Source organism: Elusimicrobium simillimum (assembly GCF_049639735.1).
In the GTDB taxonomy this organism is placed as follows: domain Bacteria; phylum Elusimicrobiota; class Elusimicrobia; order Elusimicrobiales; family Elusimicrobiaceae; genus Elusimicrobium; species Elusimicrobium simillimum.
Map to the genome: position 1 here is coordinate 1,286,941 of NZ_JBEVVA010000003.1, position 16,896 is coordinate 1,303,836.

The 16,896-nt window shown below is 35.3% G+C and carries 13 protein-coding genes; 4 read left to right on the forward strand and 9 right to left on the reverse strand.

Annotation, left to right across the window (positions count from 1 at the left end; translation table 11 throughout):
* Window positions 1–25: 25 nt before the first annotated feature.
* Window positions 26–601: a hypothetical protein gene (locus tag AAIR98_RS06800; RefSeq protein WP_423971442.1), complete on the reverse strand. Its 576-nt coding sequence runs from the start codon at window positions 599–601 to the stop codon at window positions 26–28.
* Window positions 598–1,095: a sigma-70 family RNA polymerase sigma factor gene (locus AAIR98_RS06805; RefSeq protein WP_423971443.1), complete on the reverse strand. Its 498-nt coding sequence runs from the start codon at window positions 1,093–1,095 to the stop codon at window positions 598–600. Before AAIR98_RS06805 ends, AAIR98_RS06800 begins: the two co-directional genes overlap by 4 nt.
* A gap of 124 nt (window positions 1,096–1,219) precedes the next feature.
* On the opposite strand from AAIR98_RS06805, the gene AAIR98_RS06810 reads away from it, so the two are divergent.
* Together AAIR98_RS06810 and AAIR98_RS06815 are read left to right on the forward strand one after the other, a co-directional pair.
* Entirely contained in the window at window positions 1,220–2,590 is a 1,371-nt protein-coding gene (locus AAIR98_RS06810; RefSeq protein ID WP_423971444.1) for a TrkH family potassium uptake protein, read from the forward strand.
* A gap of 204 nt (window positions 2,591–2,794) precedes the next feature.
* Complete coding sequence (locus tag AAIR98_RS06815) at window positions 2,795–3,775, forward strand: carboxymuconolactone decarboxylase family protein (protein ID WP_423971445.1); 981 nt, start codon at window positions 2,795–2,797, stop codon at window positions 3,773–3,775.
* A 323-nt stretch (window positions 3,776–4,098) separates the two neighbouring features.
* Here the strand turns inward: AAIR98_RS06815 and AAIR98_RS06820 are convergent, their stop codons facing one another.
* Both AAIR98_RS06820 and AAIR98_RS06825 read right to left on the reverse strand, forming a co-directional pair.
* The gene (locus AAIR98_RS06820; protein ID WP_423971446.1) at window positions 4,099–8,658 is read right to left on the reverse strand and encodes an AAA domain-containing protein; all 4,560 of its coding nucleotides are present in this window, start codon (window positions 8,656–8,658) and stop codon (window positions 4,099–4,101) included.
* A gap of 60 nt (window positions 8,659–8,718) precedes the next feature.
* The gene (locus AAIR98_RS06825) at window positions 8,719–10,383 is read right to left on the reverse strand and encodes a recombinase family protein (protein WP_423971447.1); all 1,665 of its coding nucleotides are present in this window, start codon (window positions 10,381–10,383) and stop codon (window positions 8,719–8,721) included.
* 83 nt (window positions 10,384–10,466) lie between these two features.
* Here AAIR98_RS06825 and AAIR98_RS06830 point away from each other — a divergent pair, with 83 nt between their 5' ends.
* Entirely contained in the window at window positions 10,467–11,495 is a 1,029-nt protein-coding gene (locus AAIR98_RS06830) for a trypsin-like serine peptidase (protein ID WP_423971448.1), read from the forward strand.
* A 14-nt stretch (window positions 11,496–11,509) separates the two neighbouring features.
* On the opposite strand, the gene AAIR98_RS06835 is transcribed toward AAIR98_RS06830, so the two are convergent.
* The 3 genes from AAIR98_RS06835 to AAIR98_RS06845 are packed head-to-tail and all read right to left on the reverse strand — an operon-like array spanning window position 11,510 to window position 12,352.
* Window positions 11,510–11,947, reverse strand: coding sequence for a DUF2924 domain-containing protein (locus AAIR98_RS06835; RefSeq protein ID WP_423971449.1), 438 nt, complete (start codon window positions 11,945–11,947; stop codon window positions 11,510–11,512).
* Window positions 11,937–12,134 (reverse strand): DUF5681 domain-containing protein, encoded by a 198-nt coding sequence (locus AAIR98_RS06840; RefSeq protein ID WP_423971450.1) that lies wholly within the window; start codon window positions 12,132–12,134, stop codon window positions 11,937–11,939. Before AAIR98_RS06840 ends, AAIR98_RS06835 begins: the two co-directional genes overlap by 11 nt.
* A gap of 5 nt (window positions 12,135–12,139) precedes the next feature.
* Window positions 12,140–12,352, reverse strand: a complete 213-nt coding sequence (locus AAIR98_RS06845) for a hypothetical protein (RefSeq protein ID WP_423971451.1) — start codon at window positions 12,350–12,352, stop codon at window positions 12,140–12,142.
* 179 nt (window positions 12,353–12,531) lie between these two features.
* Between AAIR98_RS06845 and AAIR98_RS06850 the strand changes: the two genes are divergently transcribed.
* Complete coding sequence (locus tag AAIR98_RS06850; RefSeq protein WP_423971452.1) at window positions 12,532–15,081, forward strand: AAA domain-containing protein; 2,550 nt, start codon at window positions 12,532–12,534, stop codon at window positions 15,079–15,081.
* A 42-nt stretch (window positions 15,082–15,123) separates the two neighbouring features.
* Here AAIR98_RS06850 and AAIR98_RS06855 read toward each other — a convergent pair whose 3' ends face one another.
* Window positions 15,124–15,561 carry a DUF5681 domain-containing protein gene (locus AAIR98_RS06855; protein ID WP_423971453.1) on the reverse strand — a complete coding sequence of 146 codons (438 nt, stop codon included), beginning with the start codon at window positions 15,559–15,561 and terminating at the stop codon, window positions 15,124–15,126.
* A 1-nt stretch (window position 15,562) separates the two neighbouring features.
* Window positions 15,563–16,867 carry a site-specific DNA-methyltransferase gene (locus AAIR98_RS06860; RefSeq protein WP_423971454.1) on the reverse strand — a complete coding sequence of 435 codons (1,305 nt, stop codon included), beginning with the start codon at window positions 16,865–16,867 and terminating at the stop codon, window positions 15,563–15,565.
* Window positions 16,868–16,896: the final 29 nt, after the last annotated feature.

Consider the following 16,896-nt stretch of genomic DNA (forward strand, 5'->3'; position numbering starts at 1 on the left):
CTCAATTTTTAGTTTATTTTACTTCTTAGCAAGCAACTTTATATAAAAACAGCGGCTCTACTTTTGGCTTGTACTTATCAGTGCAGACACGCAATTTATTCATATCCTGCTCAGAAAAAATATCCTTGGAATACATCGTCATTTCACGCTCCAGGGCGGCTATAATTTTACTGTCATAGCTGCTTATAGGCTCGGACGCTGTGGGACAGTTTTTTGCCCTTGCAAGAAGTATACTTTGCTCTCCTGCGGCCCGCGCAAGCAGATATTTTGTATTAACTTCGGCGCAGTCTTCTTCCGTTAAATCTTGGGTAGAAGGTGTTTGAGGCTCCGCAGCAGATACAATAATATTTTGCTTATCGGTTTCTATAACGGAGCAAATAATACCGCTTTGGGTTTTGGAAGAAAATATTCTGTCGCTGTAAACGCCGACAAAAAAACCAAACAACAACACAAATGACGCGCCTGTGGCATACGCCCATTTAAAGTTGCCCCCACGTTTTGGCGCGGTGGCCTTAGCGTATATTCTGCCTTTTCTGCCCGGGTCAGAATCAAACCTTGAGTCCTGATATTGTTTTATTATTTCTTTATCTTTATTTTTCATACTTCCTCCAGCAAAAATCTTAATTTTGCTATCGCTCTATTTACTATAGTACCGACGTTAGACTCACCGATATTTATCAGAGAAGCAATTTCTCGGTTATTTAAACCTGAATAAAATTTAAGCGCTATTATATCTCTTTCTTTACTTTTAAGTTCTGCCATTGCATTAAGCAGTTTTGCGTTAAGCTCACTTTCTTCCGCTTGCGCGGCCGGCTCTTTTTCATTTGAAGGGGTTGATTCCTCAAAATCAGTAAGAGAAAGGAATTTCTTCACATAATATAAGCGGTAGTGCATATTAATCTCGTTTCTGGCGATACCAAACAGCCATTGGCGCATTATCCCTTTGGAGTCATCGTAGGAATGCAGTTTTTCAAAAACCCGCCGCCATAAACCTGCGGCAAGGTCTTCCGCCAAGGATTCATCTCTAACCCTTGCTATTATATAAGAGAACACAATATCATAGTACTCATCATAAATTTTATCGAAGTTTAACATAGCCTCTCCGCTATTAGTATGCAGTTTTTAAAAAAGTATCACAAAATATTTTGAGTTTATATATAAAGAATAGCAAAACAGTACTATCTTGGTTATAAACCTTTAATATTGTTATAATGTTAGTATGAAAATAAACAGTAATTCTGATGAGCCCCCGAGTAGCAGGTTAAAAAACTTTTTAAAAGGTAATTTAAAAAAATATTTGGTTTTCCTTCTCCATCTTTCACCTTATCAAAACCTGACGTTTACGGTTTTTCTCTATACAATAATAGGCTGGGTTTTACTTTCAATTCCTTTTATTTCAAATAACGGCGTTTCTTTGCTGGACAACTTGTTTACATCGGCCTCTGCTGTTACAACCACGGGGCTTAACTCCGTAAACTTTGCAAACTCCTACACATTTTTTGGCAAAGTTGTTGTTCTGCTTATAATACAAGCCTGCGGCATAGGCTACATGACAATAACATCATTTTTACATCTTTCTCTTTCCCAAAGAATAGCGCACCGCCACAAAGAAGTTTTAAACGTTGAATTCAGTTTACCAAACAACCTGCGGTTAAAAGATTTTTTAAAGGCCGTTGTTACTTTTACCCTACTTGTTGAAATTACAGGCGCGGTTTTTTTATTTAATTATTTTAACCACCACGGCTATGGTTTTTGGCAGTCTTTGTATTATGGCGTTTTTCACAGTATATCCGCTTTTTGTACGGCGGGGTTTAGCCTTTTTCCAAACAGTTTGGAAAGTTTTGCCGACAGCAAAACAATAAACATTGTTATTTCCATATTATCTCTTTGCGGGGCAATAGGCTTTATTGTAGTGACAGATTTATTTAACAGAGTAACAAGAAAAACAACTGCTATTTCCTATACCACAAAAATAATATTATTTGCCACTTCTATAATGCTTGTATTTGGCACGTTTTTCATATATATAACAAATAATATTAATTTGGCTGAGTCATTTTTTCAAACAATGTCTGCAATGACTACCGTTGGGTTTAACACAACTTCTATGCAAACGATGTCGCTTGCTTCTGTTTTAATTTTAATTGTTTTAATGTGTATAGGCGCTTCCCCCTCCGGCACAGGCGGCGGTATAAAAACCACTGCAGTTACGGCGGTAATGGCGGTTGTGTATAACAGAATTAAAGGAAGCGAGCAAATTACATTTTTGGGCAGAAGAATCCCTTTAGTCAGGCTTTATATAGCCACGTCAACATTTATATTTTATGTACTGGTTTTATTTGTAAGCGTTTTTTTACTGGCCTGCACGGAAAAGGCAACTCTTGCCGACCTGTTGTTTGAAGCGGCGTCCGCATTAGGTACCGTTGGCCTTAGCAGAGGTATAACAGAAGACTTAAGCGTTTTGGGCAAAATTATAATAATATTTACAATGATTATAGGCCGCGTCGGGGTGATTACCTTCGGAATGTCACTGTTAAGACGCCAGCACCAAGAACCCCGTGCCTGCGAAAGAGAAGACTTGGCCGTATAACAATTTCCACTCTTTACCTCCACACACATTTTCCCAAATTACTATTGACTTAGAGTTAACTCTAAGTTGTAGAATATAAACATACATATTAAAAAGGAGGGAAAAATGCAAAAAAAGTATATTTTTACGGCAGCATTAATACTTATATCGGCAGTATTTGTTGTTGTATGTCTAAATTTCTGCTGTACAAAAGGGGATAAAAACATGACACAAGAATCAAACTTACTAAGCAAAAGAGAAGCAGCCATAGTAAATATCGCGGCATTCAGCGCTGCGGGCAATATGGCGGAAGTGGCACCTGCATTAAATAGCGCTTTGGATAACGGATTAACAGTTAATGAAATAAAAGAAGTTTTAGTACAAGTCTATGCGTACGCGGGCTTTCCGCGCAGCTTAAACGCAATCGGCGCTTTTATGGATGTATTAAAAAGACGTCAGGCAAAAAGCATTAAAGACACCGAAGGCGAAGCGGGCAAATTCCTGCCGGCCGGCACGGACAAACGCGCTTACGGAGCCAAAGTGCAAACAGAGCTTGTTGGCGCGGAAGTTAAAGGCGGCGCGATGGATTTTGCGCCTGCCATAGATATGTTTCTTAAAGAGCATTTGTTTGCAGATATTTTCGGGCGCGGGGTATTGTCTCATCAGGACAGAGAACTTGCCACGCTTGCCATGCTTTCTGTTTTAGAAGGGGCACAACCGCAATTAAACTCACATATTAATATGTCTAAAAATATCGGAATTTCAGACGCAAAAATACAAGCCGCAATATCTTTGGCCAAAAACACAAACAAAGAAAAACTTGATACTATTTTTGCTCGCGGGGAAGAAAACCCTTACGGCAAATTTTTTACCGGGCAGACATATCTTAATATGCTAAACGCCAATGATGATGTTTTTAACGCCCCAATAGGCAATGTAACATTTGAACCGTGCGCAAGAACAAACTGGCACAAACATTCCGGCGGGCAAATCCTTTTAGTTACCGCCGGTGAAGGCCGCTATCAGGAACGCGGCAAAGACATAAGAATATTAAAGAAAGGCGACACCGTGCGCATTGCGCCAGATATTGAACACTGGCACGGCGCCGCGCCAAACACTTGGTTTACGCATATATCCATAGAAACCAATGTTCCAAACAATAAAGCCGTCTGGCTTGAACCTGTGACGGAGGAACAATATAAATAAGGCATATATTAGTCAAGGTGTTTCACAAAAAGCACCTTGACTTTCTCCCCAAAGTAAGGCTAAATGTGTATGGCAGAATGAGAAATTTAATACCCCTCTGAAGAGGGGCATTGCTCCTGGGGATATAAGTTCGATTCCTATTAAAAGCACCATTTTAAAGGGGCACACTTAAAAGTGTGCCCCTTTTGTATTTTTTAATAAATATTCCGACGAGAGTTTTTGTGGTTTTGCCCCTTGCCATTCTTGTATAGGCCTATACTCTGGGTAAATACGGCCTTTTTATGACCAACCTATACAATGCCTTATTTCCCAAAGGCACTACTTTATGATCCCCTTGCAGACCTTGTGCCCCGACATAGTGGAAACCGAGAACAGCCATAAAAGTTGTTATACTTTCCTCTCCGTAAACGCATGCTTGATCCACAAATAGGGCAGCCTTCATGTCCACCAGTATTAAAAAACACCTTTGGAGGTTTATAATGGTCATGCTCTTCCGGCACATATGTAAAATCATTTTTGCAATGTCTACAAATTCTTCCATGACCGGTAATCAGTTTATCATCTTTAAAATCGCCGATAGCGCGGATTTCTTTACATTTGGGACACTCTTTCATGTCTCCACTTGAAATCCCCTTAAAAGTCTGTCTTATACTATCCTTGAGTTCATAAGCGATATCTGTTTTCTTAAGCAAATTTTTAAGTCTATCATCCAATACTTTCACAGGGTTTTCACCCAAATTAAATTTATTTATTCTTAGAAACTTATAACCATAACTTTCTAATACTTTCTGACGGAAAACATCTGAATCTGTATAATATTCCATATAATTCAAATTTGTTACTGCTTCAGGGTCTTTAAAATGTTCTTCAAAACCGTCATATTCTATTATTATTTTGCACTCTTCTTTAGGCGAAGATTTATATATCAAAAGAAAATCTACCCTATAGTTAGGATGTGTATAAGTTTTATCTAATTGTGCAAGGTATTTACCTAATTCGAATTGGGGTTTAAACTCAATCTTATCTTTGTTTTCCTGCCAGAAGCTAGTTTGATAAAACCAATTGAGTACATGCTTTTCCATCTCCGAATTTTCATCGGTTTCAGTTGCACTTGATTCCTTTTTAACATCCAATAAAACGCCATAATAGTGTCTAAGAGCATCCCCTATTGCACCTTCATATGATTCCAAAGGTTTGCTAAGTACAAAATGCATTTGTTCTTTTGCGCGGCTAAAACCAACATTTAACCTTTGCGCTTTTATTTTGCCATCTTCCTCAATATCTACGCTTGCTAAATCTTTTATAAAGACGCCCCATAGTCTATCCATCTTTTCTGTAGCCACCATAGAGTAATAAATAACATCCCTTTCCTCACCTTGGCAAGTGTCAAAGGTCATTATTTTCAGCTTTAAGGTATCGTAGAAATAATCTTTATTTATGGTTTTATCAATCAATTGGATTAATAACTTTTGCTGATTTGTATGTGGGGTAATTATACCAACAGTTGAAGCGTCTCCGGATTCTTTTAATAAGTTTAATTGGGAAACTATAAATTCAGCTTCCATTGTATTAGTATTTGCAACATCTTCTTCCCTTCCGTCATGTTCAATAAAAGAAAATTTAAGAACATCATCTATCGCCTTACCCCTTATCTTCATGACTTGAAGGTCATTTTTATAAAAATATCGATTGGAATAGGATATTAATTCTTTATACCCTCTAAAATGCTTAAGAAGTTGCGTGCTATAGTTTGAGATATAATCAAAAAAATCTAAAATAGATGTCTTTATGTTAAACTTATCTACTTTGACAAGCTTTTCATTATCCGTTGATATGTTTTTGACAAAACAGTCTTTTAAGTTATTAGTATATTCTCTATTAACCTCTGTCCTTGCTTGGGCGGTTTTAACGTTGCTAAACTGCTTTCTATCACCCAAAATCAACACCTTTTTAGAACGAAGCAGCGCCGGAAAGGCCTGGGCGATGCTGACTTGAGATGCCTCGTCAATAATAATTAAATCGAAAATTTCAGGTTGTAACGGTATATACTCCGCATAATCTCTTATTCCGGCCAAAATACATGGGAAGGCTTCCTTTAACTTAGAAAAAACATTTTTAGGAAACTTCTGTTTAGAGCGGATGATATTTTTCAGAGTTGTGGCAGTAGCCTTGTTATTATCATAAAAATTTATCAAACGTTCATCAATTATATATGCCATTTTATATGTTATGTCTTTTTCAAGATAATCCTTTCGCGCGGAGTAATTAGTTTGCGGGATAGCATCAAAAGCACTTGTAACATTGTGTTTAAGAGTTAAATAAGATATCAATGTCTCAAAATCTTCGTCTGAATAATCTGTAAAAAAGTTATTTTCAAAATTGGAGAAAGAGGCTAAAATATCGTTATTTTCTTGTATCGAAGGGTATTTTGTCAAAAATTTTGAAAGATTGATTATATGTTGCTCTACTGAAAAGAAGTTTTGCAATTCGCTTAAAGTACTCTCTTCTGTTATAATTTTATGCAACACCTTTATGACATCGTATTTTTGTTGATTAGTACAAATACTTGCATAATACTCTTGTGCAAATTTGGATATAGCTTTTACTATGCCCAAGTCAATCAAATTCTTGTGCGGCTCTATTTCTGCCGACAAATCAAATATTTGCTTAAATTCAGTATCGATCGTAAAAATTTTTTTCTTTTTAAACAAAAATCCAAAAACAGGAGTTTTCTCTTTCTCATATTTTTCCAAAATATTATTCAAATGCCATAAATCCGGCGAGCTAAATTCCGTAAAAATGTTAAATTTATTGAGGTTGTAAGTATAAACATTTTTTAACTTATCGTAAGTTTTTATCAAAAGTTTCAAGCAATTAATATAATCCTGGAATTCTTTAATTGTTTTAAAATCAGATATAGAAAAATCTAATATTTTTAAAATTGGAACTTCCTCAATGGCAAGACCACTTTTAATAGATAACAAGCACTCCCTAATATCACATAAATCTTTTATAGCTTGAATTGTTTTAAAAAATTCTTTTGTATCGATAGAAATATTAGCCAAAGAAAAACGTTTTTCTAATTGCATTAACTCATAAAGGTCTGAAAGCTTAATTTCCTCATAGGATATGATTTCCGTTTGAATATCCTCTTTTAACGTTGTATTTAATTTTTCAACTTCATTTTCTATTTCTAAAAACTTTTTATTTATAACTTTATGAAATAAACGTATTTGGTTTATACTTCCCGTATTAAGTATTTGATTATATGTAGAACCAGTTTTTCCCAGCCTTAATATAGGATTTTGAAAATCTTTATTGTCACGAATTTTATTAATAGCATCAGTTATCTTATCTTCCACTACATCCAGCGCTTCTTTTTTATCTGAAAGAACGAGAACTGACTGATGTCTTAAAATAGCGTCACATACTATTGCCGTAATTGTATGACTTTTCCCTGTTCCCGGAGGGCCCTCTACCACGATATATTTGCACCCATCTTTTCTTATGGCGGATAATATTGAACGCTGTTCACTATTTAGAGGAATAGGGGTATTATAAACAAGTTTATCACCAACTGTTAAACTGTCCCATTTTTCACCTATTTCTGCTGTAAAAGACTCGGGCTCTTTATATATAAAATCATTAATAAGAGTACCAAAAGATGCAACTAACGCAGAGTCTTCCTTAGCCAAAAGGTCCAAAATCTCCTCATAATCATTAACAAGAGCCTCGTCAGACCTATCAAACAAAGCGATATAACAACTATTTGAGATATTGCAAAAAAGCCCTTTGGAAATTTGTTTTTCAAAAGAAGTTATATCTATTTTTTTATCTAATCCAAAAAACGTTGTAATCTCCTCAAGTATTTTATTGATTTGTTGAGGAAAATCATTGGTATGATGCGCTAGATATATTATTCTCTCTTTAATAGCGTCTATGGTGCCGCTCTTATCATTCACTTTGTTGTATTCTTGAACAATAAAATCAATTGCCCTTTTATTAATATATACCTGAGAGGCAAACTCTATAGTATTATCAGAATCAACTTCAATTGGAATATAAAATATAGGAAAAGTTTCTTTTGCGTAGGTTATATCACAAAAATAAAGATAAAGTTCCTGCTTGTCTAAAATTCTATTGTTGCGTTTCAATTCAAGCACTTCAGAACGTAAATCCCCTACCTGAAAGCTTTTAAAGAACGTATGTATTGCTTCTTTTATATCTTTTATTCTGAAAACAGCAAAAAATTCTTTTACAATATCAATCTCGTCCTTAAGAATTTCTTTTTGGATAATATCTATTAGCTTTCCATACAACATAGAAAATAAAATCTCTGTCAACTCTTCTTCCACAAGAAAAATCACATTAAGATCATCCGCACTTAACTGAAGAAGTGAGGTTTCAATATTTTTCGCAAATGGAACCACAATTTCCTGTTTTAGAACATTGTTAATTAATGGAGTGACTTTTCCAACAGTTAATTCAAAATCCGAGTTACAATCTCTAATGCTTTTTAAAATTATTTGTCTGATAGTTTCTAAAACTTTTTCTATTTGGACAGTTGAAATTTTTTCAATTTGGAGTTCAATTAGCTTAAAAACGTTTTGCGGTATCTTTGTTTTATAGGTATTTGCTGGGATAGATATATTGTTTTCAAAATTTTTATTAAGATTTTTCCATACAACATTAACAAAAGAAGGATATTTTGCAAGAGATATTCCAATTAAGAGATTGTCCTTATTTACATGCTTAACACTTCTTTTTGGATACCTTCTTTTTTTAAAGTCCGTTTCCAAAAAGTCCATGAAATACCTGGAGATTTGTTTTACAAACTCAATTTCTTTGGTATTCTCTTTTATTTTTTGTTCGTTCGTATTCATTTTTGAAATTCAGCACTTATTCCCAATAGTACAAAAGTATTATTTTTATTCTATCATAATTTATTCCTCTCTTTTATACCATTTTCTCTCCTGCTCTATAAAGCTGGAATTGCTAGAGGCGATGTCCAATATTTCATTAAGTTTTGTATTTTTGGGGTTCCTGTTTTCAAAAATATCTTCAATGATTCTAGGAGATAGATAGGTTAGATTTATATATTTATAAATACGTCTGCGTTGGAGGCCCGACTCTTTTTCTAGTTCCGTTACAGTTTCCCCCGATTCCATAGCTTTGGCAAATTTCCAACCATAGGCTATTGCCCGCACTAAACTTTCATTCATTTGGCTTATTGTCAAAATGTTATTGCTACACGTATTTTTAAGTTTTGTACTACTCGTATTATCAATTACAAATTCTACTTTTATGATTAATTCTTTTTTATCATTTGAGGGGGTAATACCACCGTCATTTCTAATACTTATATCATTAAGATAGTTCGGGTTATTATTCCTTTGAGTATATTTGATAAATTCGGATATATTTACATGTAGCATCAATTCCGAAATGTTCTCTTTTTTCAAATATAATCCTTTACTTAAAAAGTTCTTTACATTAGACATATGAAAGGGCTCAAGATGCTTAATAGCGAGCTTAGTATCCTCTGGAAGCATATCCCTCAGATTAACATCTCTGATTTGCCCAATGGCCGCCAAGGCTATTTTATCTATTTGTTCTGTAGGGATGCAGTTTCCACCTCTGATATAGTAATAGTTGAATCTTCTAGCTGACTTTTTACTGCTTGTATGCAAAAATACTTTTCCATCAGCGGTTACAAGATTTTTATTAAATAGACATTTAGCATACTCATACTTCTTTCGTTTAACCTTATTTTCATATCTCCGCCCTAACATCTCTTGAACCTTATCAAAAACATCTTTGGGAACAATTCCCTCGTGCTGCCCTTTATACACCTTATTATTACTTTTGTGTTCAATCATACCGATATAAAGCTGTTTCCTAAGAAACTCATGCAATGTTGCAACTAAAAAATGCTTGCCTCCTTTCATATGCCCTTTCTTAGTCTTCCACTCTTTTGCTTTATAACCTTGCTCTACAGTCCAATCTTTTAACTTCAAGATACTTTCCAAGTCCAAGTATTTATTGAATATGTTATTAACCATCTCCGCTTCTTTAGGGTTGGGAATCAGTTTTTTATCCACCAAATCATATCCTAATGGTGGAGTTCCCCCTACCCACATGCCTTTAGCCTTTGTAGCGGCTATTTTATCACGAACACGCTCACTCCCTACCTCTCGCTCAAACTGCGCAAATGAGAGAAGCATATTAAGTGTTAGCTTTCCCATAGAATTGCTAGTGTCAAAAGCCTGTGTGACAGAGACAAAATTACAATTATATCTCTCTAATTCCTGAATCATTTTATGAAAATCCACTATAGAACGGGAGAGCCTATCCACCTTATAAACTACTACCATGTTCACATTCCCATCCCGGACATCTTTAAGCATCTTCTGAAGCCCAGGCCTCTCCATGGTCCCACCGCTTATTCCACCATCGGAGTAGGTTTTGTGATAACCCCATCTATTAAAGGTTTGGCTAGCCACATAAGCCTTACAGGCCTCTTCCTGATTATGCAGCGAATTAAATTCTAACTCCAGTCCATGCTCCGTAGATTTCCTCACATATATCGCACAATTAACTTTATTCATATCTAGACCTTTTTTACTATAATAATCCTATACACATTACCGCTTACTAAGCGGAAAAAGTCAAGCAAATTGAGGTTAAAGAAATGAGACAAGTTATATACTCAGTATTGAGACCTTTATCACAAGAAGAACTACAATTTCTATCAGTTAGCATCCTAAACTTCTTTAGTCCATCAAATAATACAGAAAACCGAGGGTTATTATCTCTTCCTATAGAAAAAGGAACTTTGCGACCTCTTTCCATAGGGAATCTTTTTACTTTTTTAAAAAATCACAATACGCAAAATAAATCTATTGATCCTTATCAATATGAAAAAAGTATTTATTCTTTAATAAAAAAATTTGAGAATGCTGGATATTTGTCTGATGCGGGAACTTCTTTAAAAGGGGGAAGCCCTCCTATGCACCTCTGTTATTATTCCCATATCGAACTTACCTCTTTACAGGAAAATAATTTATTTTGGCTAGGAGAAGTTCTTGGCAGTAGTTTTCTGAAAAATTTAGTTTCTAAATATACAATAAGAATAGAGGGCAAATACCTTTCAAATAAAAGATGTGGAACGGGTTCGGGAGTACTTATTGCCCCCGATTTAATTCTAACTTGTAAACACAATATTACAGATTTAGAGGAACATTCCTGTTGGCTAGGAAACCAAAACCTCCCTATAAAAAAGCATGTTGTACATCCTAAATACGATATTGGATTTATTATTCTATCGGAAAAATTAACTTATGACACATACCCATATCTAGGAGAGGCATATATACTCGATCAAACACTAACCCTTGGATATCCACCTAATACGGGATTGAGAGAAGCAACAATAATTTCCCAAAATGGCGAAATAAATGCAATCGGCAATCATACCACTGACAATTGTGAGTGTATTCTCATATCCTCAATAACAAGACCCGGGAATAGTGGGGGTCCCGTTTTTTCGTTAAAAGGTCATATTGCAGGAATAGTTGTTAATGAAGGAGGATCCTCCGATGCATCCACTTCTAAGACAATCCATCATCCTTTTTATATGGCAATATCTTCAAATTTTATAAAAAAGATATCAAAAGAAATATTTCCTGAATATGATTTAAACTTCGAAAATTATCTCTAATCTATATCAAATTTTCACAATTGCTTTACGATATTAAAAAAGTCAGGCCCACTGACTTTTTTGCCACAGATTGCTTTAGCTACCGCTGATAATGTGCGGTAACTTTGCTCTTTATACACAAACTCTTTCTCCCCTTTAACTGTAAGCTTGTGCTCTTGTCCTAGATATTGCTTTATTATTTCTGTTCCTGAACTTAAGTTATACTTACTTTTATTAGCTCTTTGAATGTATTCCTCAGGATTATTAGCATATTTGTTAAGGCGGGTTATATACTTTTGATCAAGTCGCATATTAAAGTTTTCACATTGGATTTTATACCATAGTGGCCTTAACATGGAGCTTTTTGCTCTAGACTCACTGTCATAATATCTGCGCCATAAGACGCATAAATCTTCATATTTAAGCTTTCCTAGCTTTTCAAAACTATTGGGTAAAACCATTTTACTTCTCATCTAAAATCTCCTTAATTCTCTTCAGTTTATATTGAACACTACGATCTTTGTTTTTGTATTTTATAAGCAATTCAAAAATAGCTGTTGTTAAAATAAAGACATCCCGCTCTGTGACTCTAGGGCGTCCATATGGATTCCCAGAAGCCCCTTTTTTAAATCTTTGTTCAATAGGTGGCACTCTAGTCATAAAGATCAATTCCGATGTATAAATAGCATAGCTTCATAAATATTTTTTAAATGTTGTGCAGTTTCTTCTATACCGGAGAGACTGCCTATTATTAAATTGGCGTTCTCCTCCTCAAGCCCACTTTTTGCATCATCCATTTTCTGATTTATATCTTTAGCCAAACCTTCTAAAACATTATAAGATTGCTTTAAAAAATTAATTTTCTCTTCTTTTTTCATAATAACTTCCTCCTAAACACATTACCGCTTACTATAGGGAGAGAAGTCAAGTTTATATTTAAGTTAGAAATAGTCTTTTAATGTACATTGATTACTATATTTTGATACCATGAAGCTAAGAAATATATTATTTTTAAAATTTTTATCATAAAAACTATTTTGGGGTTGTGCTACTGCATATGTTAAAAAACAAAGAACAAATTATTATAAATGGCGAGGATAAAACTGATAGGGTAAGTGCTTGCATCCGAAATGGTAATAAGATAGAAATAACATTCCTAGATGGACAAACTTACCGTTATAATGCGGATAAGGTGCAAATCAGACCCTCTGCCCTGTCAAATGCCACTGCACTTCACCGTTTTAAATATCTCAAAAAAATAGCCGAAACTATTAGCCTAAGCGATCCTGAGGGTGGTAACATATTATTAAACCGTTATAATAAAATAGATTTTGTCAGCCAGGAAAGCATGCTAGCAGTATTCTTAACAGGAGTGCTTAAGAACATAAAACAAATAACAACTACTCCCATATTCCCTTTTGGCTTTAATATAAGCCAGAAGAGTGCCGTAGATAAGGCTATGGAAAATACTCTTTCAATAATTGAAGGACCTCCCGGCACCGGTAAAACACAAACGATTTTAAATATCATTGCAAATGCAATTATGAATGGCGAAAGTGTTGCTGTAGTATCAAACAATAATTCAGCAACTTTTAATGTGTTTGAAAAATTAGAAAAATATGGTTTCAATTTTATCGCCGCATGTCTAGGCAACGCTGACAACAAACAGGAATTTATCAACTCTCAAAAACCTCTTCCGAATTTAACGCCATGGAAACTTACAGTTGAAGAAGAAAATAAAATCAAGAAAACGCTTCAATCTCTTTACACAGCACTAAATGATACTCTTTTAATGAAAAATGAATTATCAAAACTGCGTAGCGAGCTCAACTCTCTTGAGCTTGAACACAAGCATTTTGTTGAATACTGTGATTATAACGACAAAACTGTATCTTTATACTTAAAACCAACATCTTCAACTAAAGCGCTTCAATTATGGTTTTTATGCGAAAAATATATTGAACGTAACAAAATGCCTGGATTTTTTGGAAGAATTATTAACCGTCTTAAATATGGTGTAAAAAATAAGACTTTCTATAGTGACCCCGAAATGATGATCGCCCTCTGTCAAAAGCGATGGTATAGAGCAAAAATCAACGAATTGACAGAACCCGTCTCAACGCTTCAGAAAGATATAGATAATTTTGATTTCACAAAAAAAATGAAAGACTATTCAAGTTTATCTGCAAAACTCTTTCGCAATAAACTAGCCAATAAATATAAAAATACTGAACGAACCAAATTTAAACTTGAAGACTTATGGAGAAATGCTCAAAAAGTTATCTCTGAATATCCTGTAATCCTTAGTACAACATATTCACTACGCAGTAGTCTGAATCATACTGTTATGTATGACTATGTGATTATTGATGAGTCCTCGCAGGTTGATATAGCTACTGGGGCATTGGCTCTTTCATGTGCACGAAAAGGTGTTATTGTGGGAGATCAAAAACAGCTTCCGAACGTAGTTGATCGTATTTCGGCTCGAGTTACAGATGACATATTTCATAAATTCAAACTACCTGAAAGCTACAGATATAAGACTCACAGCTTACTACTTTCTATTTCAGAAATGTTTCCAACTGCTCCAAAAACATTTTTACATGAACATTACCGTTGCCACCCTCAAATTATAGAATTTTGCAACAAAAAATTTTATAACAATCAATTAATCGTACTTACTGAAAACAAATTTAACAAACAACCTCTTATTCTCTATAAAACAACTCCGGGAAATCATGCACGTAGTAATATTAACCAGCGTCAAATTGACGTTATTAAGAACGAAATTATACCCCAACAAACTGCAGGGTGCATTCCAACCTCTATAGGAATTGTCACTCCTTATAGAAATCAAACAAATGAACTGCAACGAGCTTTTGCAAAAACAGGTATTCAGGCAGATACTGTGGACAAATTTCAAGGGCGCGAAAAAGAGATAGTAATCTTATCAACCGTTGATAATAAAATTACTGAATTTGCAGATAATGCAAACCGCTTAAATGTTGCCGTTTCCCGCGCAATTGAACAACTAATTGTCATAGTTAATGGCGGAGATGAGGCTATAGACAAAAATATTGGAGATCTTATGCGCTACATCCAATATAATAACTTGGAAATTGTTAATAGTGAAATATACTCTGTTTTTGACTATCTGTATAAATGCTATTCCGATAAGAGAAAAGAGTTTTTGCGTAATAAAAAGAAAATATCTGAATATGACAGCGAAAATCTAATGTACAACTTAATATGTGATGTTTTAAATATGGAAAGATTTAGAAAATTTGATGTATCTGTACATGTCCCGTTAAGAATGATACTCCGCAATTTAAACAAGCTAGAAGCAAATGAAAAGCTATATGCTGCAAACTCACTAACACATGTTGATTTCCTTATCTTTGAGAAACTAGGAAAAACACCACGCCTAATAGTTGAAGTTGATGGCGCGTCATTCCATGCCAAAGGAACACGTCAAGCAGAGCGCGATATCTTAAAAAATAGAATATTGGAAAAATATAACCTTCCATTTATAAGATTCGAAACCACTGGTAGTCGTGAACAAGAGCTGTTAGAATTAAAGCTAAACGAAATCATGGCTTCTTCTTAATTGTTATGGGCGGAGTTATGAAAATAACCCCGCCCATTTTAATTATCCTTCATTCTCATCATTTACTTGGAGTTCTTCCAATACTTCAAACTTTTTTAGTTCTCTCTGTTTTCTTCGTCTTCTATGAGCTTTTTTTATTTCCTCATTCATCTGGGCAATTTCATGCAAACTTTCACGCATATAATCCACATCCAAATCGGCTGTCATTCGCGCAATATATTTTACAGCAGATATTTTACCACTCATCGCATCATTTACTAATCTTTTAGCAATGGCCTCCTTCACGCTAATAGCCCGCCGCTTTCCATCTTCCTTTATGTTGACTGAGCAATTCAGAGCATTACATATTTCTTCTGGAAGTAAACTTACACGAGGTATTAACCTCACAGGCCGTCCGCGCGTATTGCCAGACTGCCCAGGTTTAAATTGATGCTCTTTTGGAGGTTTGCCATATCCAACATCATAGTTTTTGTCTCCCATATTATTTGTCCTCCTTTATGGCCTTAAGTTTGGTTTTATAGGTTTGATTTGAGGCTATATGAATGGCGTCTTTTCTAGTTAGCGCTTCCCAGCGTTTTATTGTTGTATCGATATACTTTGGCTCCAGCTCTATTCCATAGCACACGCGTTTTGTCTTCTCTGCCGCCACAAGAGTACTCCCAGAACCCAAAAACGCGTCTAAAACGATATTTCCGCGGCTAGAAACATCATAAATCGCGTCGCGGATCATTTCAACGGGCTTACATGTGGGGTGGATTTTTAACAAATCTCTATCCCCGCTGAAAGAATTAAGCCCGGCATAATCCCACACATTTGTGCGATAACGGCCATTTTTGCCAAGTTCCACGTTGTTTATGTGCGACGCAGTCCCATTCTTAAAGACAAAAACAAGTTCGTGCTTAGAACGATAAAGACTGCCCATTCCGCCATTATCCTTATTCCATACGCAGATATTTTTTAACTCGGTATAAACGTCCTCTGCGGCCAGCATAATTTCTTTTACGTTACGCCAATCCATGCATTGAAAATGGATACTGCCATCTTTTGAAAATTCTGCTTGCAGAGCAAATGTTGTCCGTAGGAAGTTCTGAAATTCCTCTGAAGACATCTCTCCAGATGCCATAGCAAACTCTTCGTGTTTAACTGCGCCTTTGCCACAAACTTGACCATTGATTTTAAGATTATACGGGCTATCCGCGAAGATTATATCGGCTTTTTTATCCTCCATCAAAGCCTCAAAAGTTGCCCGCTTCAAAGAATCTCCGCATATTATCCTATGGCTGCCCAACTGCCAAATATCGCCTAATTTTGAAACAATCTCATCATCTTCAACCTCTGGAATGTTGTTTAATTTTTCATCCAGTTCTTCTTTGCCAACAACCAGACCTTCTATTTGTGGCATTTCAAAGCCTGTTATATCAAGGGATATTTCTATATCCTCCAATTCCTTAAACTCCAGCTTAAGCAAATCCTTGTCCCATTCGCCATTTTCTGTGAGTTTGTTGTCTGCTATCCTGTAAAGGCGTTTTTGTTCTGCTGTAAGGTGAGTAAGCCTAATAGTAGGCACTTTCTCTATTCGCAGTTTCTTCGCGGCCAATAAGCGTCCATGTCCAGCTAGGACCTCATTGTTTTCATCAAGAATAATGGGATTGTTAAAATTAAACTCGCTAATTGAATTAATTATTTGCCGGACCTGCTTTTCCTTATGCTTGCGCGGATTGTTTTTATAAGGCTTTATATCTCCGATTGGCAGATATTCTAACTTTAAATTCTCTTTTTCTGACATACTGTATCTCCTTTATTTAATTTACGTCA